The sequence below is a fragment of the Dyadobacter sp. genome (assembly GCF_051859145.1).
In the GTDB taxonomy this organism is placed as follows: domain Bacteria; phylum Bacteroidota; class Bacteroidia; order Cytophagales; family Spirosomataceae; genus Dyadobacter.
Genome location: NZ_JBHYGF010000338.1, coordinates 1 through 4,721, shown reverse-complemented (window position 1 = coordinate 4,721; position 4,721 = coordinate 1). Strand labels below are relative to the sequence as shown.

The 4,721-nt window shown below is 47.1% G+C and carries 5 protein-coding genes; all 5 read left to right on the top strand.

Annotated elements, in window-relative coordinates; genetic code table 11:
• Positions 1-494 (top strand): 3-dehydroquinate synthase family protein (locus ACTIE6_RS18185; protein ID WP_439557994.1); only part of this gene is annotated, 494 nt, incomplete at its 5' end.
• A complete protein-coding gene (eboE, locus tag ACTIE6_RS18180; RefSeq protein ID WP_439557993.1) occupies positions 494-1,696 on the top strand; it encodes a metabolite traffic protein EboE in 1,203 nt (400 codons plus the stop codon). The genes ACTIE6_RS18185 and eboE, both read left to right, overlap by 1 nt.
• Positions 1,689-3,053 carry an alkaline phosphatase family protein gene (locus ACTIE6_RS18175; RefSeq protein WP_439557992.1) on the top strand — a complete coding sequence of 455 codons (1,365 nt, stop codon included), beginning with the start codon at positions 1,689-1,691 and terminating at the stop codon, positions 3,051-3,053. Before eboE ends, ACTIE6_RS18175 begins: the two co-directional genes overlap by 8 nt.
• 64 nt (positions 3,054-3,117) lie before the next feature.
• Positions 3,118-4,296, top strand: coding sequence for a PQQ-dependent sugar dehydrogenase (locus tag ACTIE6_RS18170; RefSeq protein WP_439557991.1), 1,179 nt, complete (start codon positions 3,118-3,120; stop codon positions 4,294-4,296).
• Between the two features lie 48 nt (positions 4,297-4,344).
• Positions 4,345-4,721: saccharopine dehydrogenase NADP-binding domain-containing protein (locus ACTIE6_RS18165; RefSeq protein ID WP_439557990.1), on the top strand; the 377-nt coding region annotated here is incomplete at its 3' end.

Below are 4,721 nucleotides of genomic sequence, written 5' to 3'. Positions count from 1 at the left end.
CACTGGCCGCACGCGATGAGGAAGCAATGGCGTACCTGATCCACCGCTGCGCCGAAATGCACACGGATCACATTGCAGGCGGCGATCCGTTTGAATTTGGTTCCTCGCGACCGCTTGATTTTGGTCACTGGGCTGCGCATAAATTAGAGTATCTCACTGATTTTCAGGTTCGTCACGGAGAAGCAGTCGCAATTGGCATTGCCTTGGATTGTGTGTATGCTGCCAAAATCGGTATGCTGCCTGAAAGTGACTTGGGACGCATTCTCGACGTTCTGAACAAGCTTGGTTTTGAACTATATCATTCCAAACTGGCTGAAAATGACAAGATCAACCTTCGGAACGGACTGCACGAATTCCGTGAGCATTTGGGCGGCCGGCTGACCATTATGCTGCTGGAAAAAATCGGAAAAGGCGTGGAAGTACACGAGCTGGATGCTGATATTATCGCGCAATCCGTTGACTACCTGGAAGGTTCAAAAATAATTCATGCATAATGAAAACCCCGTACGGACACCTGACCTATTGCAGCAATATCCACCCCGGTGAAAAGTGGGCTGACCATTTTCAGTCACTGCGGGAGAATTTGCCTTTTATCAAACAACAGCTTTCCCCTGATCAACCTTTGGGACTCGGGCTGCGCGTGGCGAATGAAGCTTCCATTGAACTGAGCAAACCCGAAGTACTGGCCGAGTTCAAAAGCTGGCTGGCGGAAAATGATATATATGTTTTCGTAATCAATGGATTTCCCTACGGCGGGTTTCATAATGTGGTTGTCAAAGACGATGTGCATGCGCCCGACTGGACCACGATCGACCGGCTGGAATATACCGTGAGGTTGTTTAACATACTCGGCGAGCTCCTGCCCGAAGGAATGCACGGAGGTGTTTCTACCCCGCCACTATCCTACCGCTACTGGTGGGAAACTGAGGAGGACAAAGAAAAAGCGACCGCAAGAGCGACTTCTCACATTCTCGAATTGCTCGACAAGTTGATCAGCATTGAAAAGGAAACCGGGAAATACCTGCACCTGGACATTGAGCCGGAGCCTGACGGGATTCTTGATAATACAGTTGATTTTGTTGAGTGGTATAAAAAGACCCTTTTACTCAGGGCAGAAGAATACCTCGGCGCAAAATATGGTTATACCAACCAGCAAGCCACAGAGGCTGCTTTAAGGCATATCCAGCTTTGCTATGATATCTGCCACGCCGCAGTGGGCTTTGAAGATCCGCAACTAATCCTGGATTCGTTAAATGAAGTGGGGATTAAAGTCGGTCGCATTCAGGTGAGCTCGGCTTTGAAAGTAAATTTTGAAAGTGAGAAAGAAATCAAGCTGAAAGCAATCGAAACTTTCGACGAGCCTGTGTACCTGCACCAGGTAGTTGCATTGAATGAAGGTCAGAGCAAAACCCGCTATCCCGACCTGAAAGAGGCGCTGAGTGATTGGAATGAACATCAGAAAGAATGGCGGGTGCATTTCCACGTACCGCTTTTTGTAAATACCTACGGCGTACTTGAATCTACCCAATCGGATATTGTAAAAACCCTGGGCATTCATAAAGAAAAACCGTTTTCTGATTACATGGAAGTGGAGACTTACACCTGGGGCGTGTTGCCGGAAGATATGCAGAAACCCATTGGAGAGTCGATCGTGCGCGAACTGGAGTGGGTGAAGAAAATTTTGAGTTATGAATAAAACAGTAGTAATCGACATTGTCGGATTAAGTGCCAACCTGATTGGAGAACATACTCCGTTTTTGGCCAAATACATAAAAAACAGGCAGTTAACACCTATAAAGCCCGTTTTACCCGCAGTTACCACAACTTCCCAGAGTACCTATATTACCGGAAAATGGCCGGCTGAGAATGGGATCGTGGGAAATGGCTGGTATGACCGGGAAGATGCGGAAGTGAAGTTTTGGAAACAGTCTAATAAACTGGTAAAAGGTGAAAAGATCTGGGAAGCCGCAAAGCGCATTGACCCGAATTTCACCTGCGCCAAAATGTTCTGGTGGTATAACATGTATTCTACTGCCGATTTTTCGGTAACGCCAAGACCACAATACCACGCTGACGGCGTAAAAGCGCCGGACTGCTATGCTTACCCGCCGGAGTTGCGCGACGAGCTGCAAAAAGACCTGGGACAATTTCCATTGTTCAACTTCTGGGGCCCGAATGCGAATATCAAGTCCACCAAATGGATCGCCGACTCTTCTCTCTGGGTTGACCGCAAGCACAACCCTACATTAACACTGATATATCTTCCGCATCTGGATTATTGTCTTCAAAAATTTGGCCCTGATTTTTCGAAGATCAGCAAAGAGCTGGGCGAGATTGACAAAGTTGTGGAAGAGCTGGTGACGCATTACGAATCTAAAAATGCGAAGATCATTTTGCTTTCCGAGTACGGAATCAATCCGGTGAACAACCCGATTCATATCAACCGCATTCTGCGGAATGAAGGTACCATTTCGGTGCGGACTGAAAGATGGTACGAACTGCTAGATGCAGGCGCTTCAAAGGCATTTGCAGCAGCCGACCACCAGATCGCGCATGTTTATATCAACGACAAATCCGTTGAGGAACGCATTACGAAGGTTTTAAAACAAACACCGGGCATTGACCTGGTTTTAAATAGAGAAGAACAAAAAGCCTATCACATCGACCACGATCGCGCGGGCGACCTGGTGGTTGTTGCCAAGCCTGACAGCTGGTTTACATACTACTACTGGCTCGACGACGCAAAAGCGCCGGACTATGCGCATTTGGTAGATATTCACAGAAAGCCGGGTTACGATCCGGTGGAGATGTTTATGGATCCGAAAAATCCATTGATCAAAGTACGTGCAGGCTACAAATTGGCGCGAAAATTAATGGGTTTCAGGTACTTAATGGATGTAATTCCGCTGGACGCTACTTTGGTCAAAGGTTCTCACGGGAGTATCAATGTTCCCCGCCAATATTACCCGATCTGCATTACCGACCAGCCACTTGAAAAGAGCGAGATAGAAGCGATTGATGTGTATGATGTGATCTGGAAACATTTGATTTAAAGGATGTTTTAAAAACAAAAAGCATTTACAGGACGTTGAACTAACAAACTTCAACGTCCTGACTATGAAACTTCATCTCACTCACGCCTTCTTAATAGCTACTTTACTACTGGCGTGTTCTTCCAAAGACCCTGATACGCAGGAAGTACCAGAGATCCCAAAAGGCGGGATCAAATCCTCGGATGCATTCCCCGCATTGAAATTCAACTTACCTGTCGAGCTTGTACAGGCACCTGGCGACAGCAGCCGCTTTTACCTGATAGAACAGGAAGGCACCATCCGCACTTTCGAAAACGCGCGCACAGTCGCGAGTAGTCCTGTGTTTTTGGATATCAAAAATAAGGTAACATCAGGCGGTGAGCGCGGCTTGTTGGGTCTTGCATTTCACCCGGACTACAAGACAAACGGCTTCTTTTTTGTCAATTATACCAGTGGGAATCCGCTGAAAACTACGATTGCCCGCTACAAAGCTAATCCTGCTACGCACCAGGCTGATCCGGCGAGTGAAACCGTGCTGTTTACATTCAATCAGCCTTACAGCAACCACAATGGAGGCTCGATGCAGTTTGGTAAAGATGGTTTTCTATATATCGCCACGGGCGATGGAGGAAGCGGCGGCGATCCGCAGAACAATGCGCAGAACCTGAAAAGTTATTTGGGTAAAATCCTGCGTGTGGATGTGAATGGAACTTCAAAAGGTAACTACGGCATTCCGGCTGATAATCCATTTGCGACGAATACGGAAGGAAACCTGCCGGAGATTTATGCATACGGGCTCAGAAATCCGTGGCGGATCAGTTTTGATATGGCGAATACCCGCCTGTTCGCAGGAGATGTGGGCCAGAACGAGCGGGAGGAAATTGATATTATTACCAAAGGCGGCAACTACGGCTGGCGGTTGAAAGAAGGTGTCGACTGCTACAATCCAGCCTCCAACTGCAATGCAGCAGGTTTGATAGAACCGATCCATGATTATACACAGAACAATGGAGATCGCTCGATCACCGGCGGCTATGTATATCGCGGAAAAGCGATCCCGGCTCTGGCTGGCAAATACATTTACGGCGATTACGTCAGCGGCCGCATCTGGGCTTTGGAAATGAATGGAGATACCAAGAAGGAGAATGTTCTTTTAATGGAAAATCAGGGGTCGATTTCTTCTTTCGGGCAGGATGTAAACGGGGAAGTATATTTTCTGAATTACAGCGACGGCAAGGTAATGAAGCTGGTGAACGGAAATTAAGTTGAATAATAGGCAGGCGATTTTATCTTTGCCGAAAAAAAATTAAAAATGTCGAAAGTCCTTATAATTGGCGCGGGCGGTGTAGGTAGTGTTGTTGCGCATAAATGTGCAATGAACAGCATTGTTTTTACAGAGATCATGCTGGCAAGCCGCACCAAAGCCAAATGCGATAAGATTGCCGCTGAAATCCAGGAAATGCACGGAGTTACGATCCAGACTGCACAGGTAGATGCAGATATAGTAGCCGAAACAGTGCTTTTGATCAAGCGCTTTCAGCCTAAGCTGCTGATAAACGTAGCATTACCTTACCAGGATCTGACGATCATGGAAGCCTGTTTGGCAACTGGCGTACATTATCTTGATACCGCAAATTACGAGCCGAAAGATGTTGCCAAATTTGAATACAGCTGGCAGTGGGCATACCA

Coding starts and splice junctions, on each gene's coding strand:
- eboE (WP_439557993.1), top strand. CDS start 494: ATGAAAACCCCGTACGGACACCTGACCTATTGCAGCAATATCCACCCC.
- ACTIE6_RS18175 (WP_439557992.1), top strand. CDS start 1,689: ATGAATAAAACAGTAGTAATCGACATTGTCGGATTAAGTGCCAACCTG.
- ACTIE6_RS18170 (WP_439557991.1), top strand. CDS start 3,118: ATGAAACTTCATCTCACTCACGCCTTCTTAATAGCTACTTTACTACTG.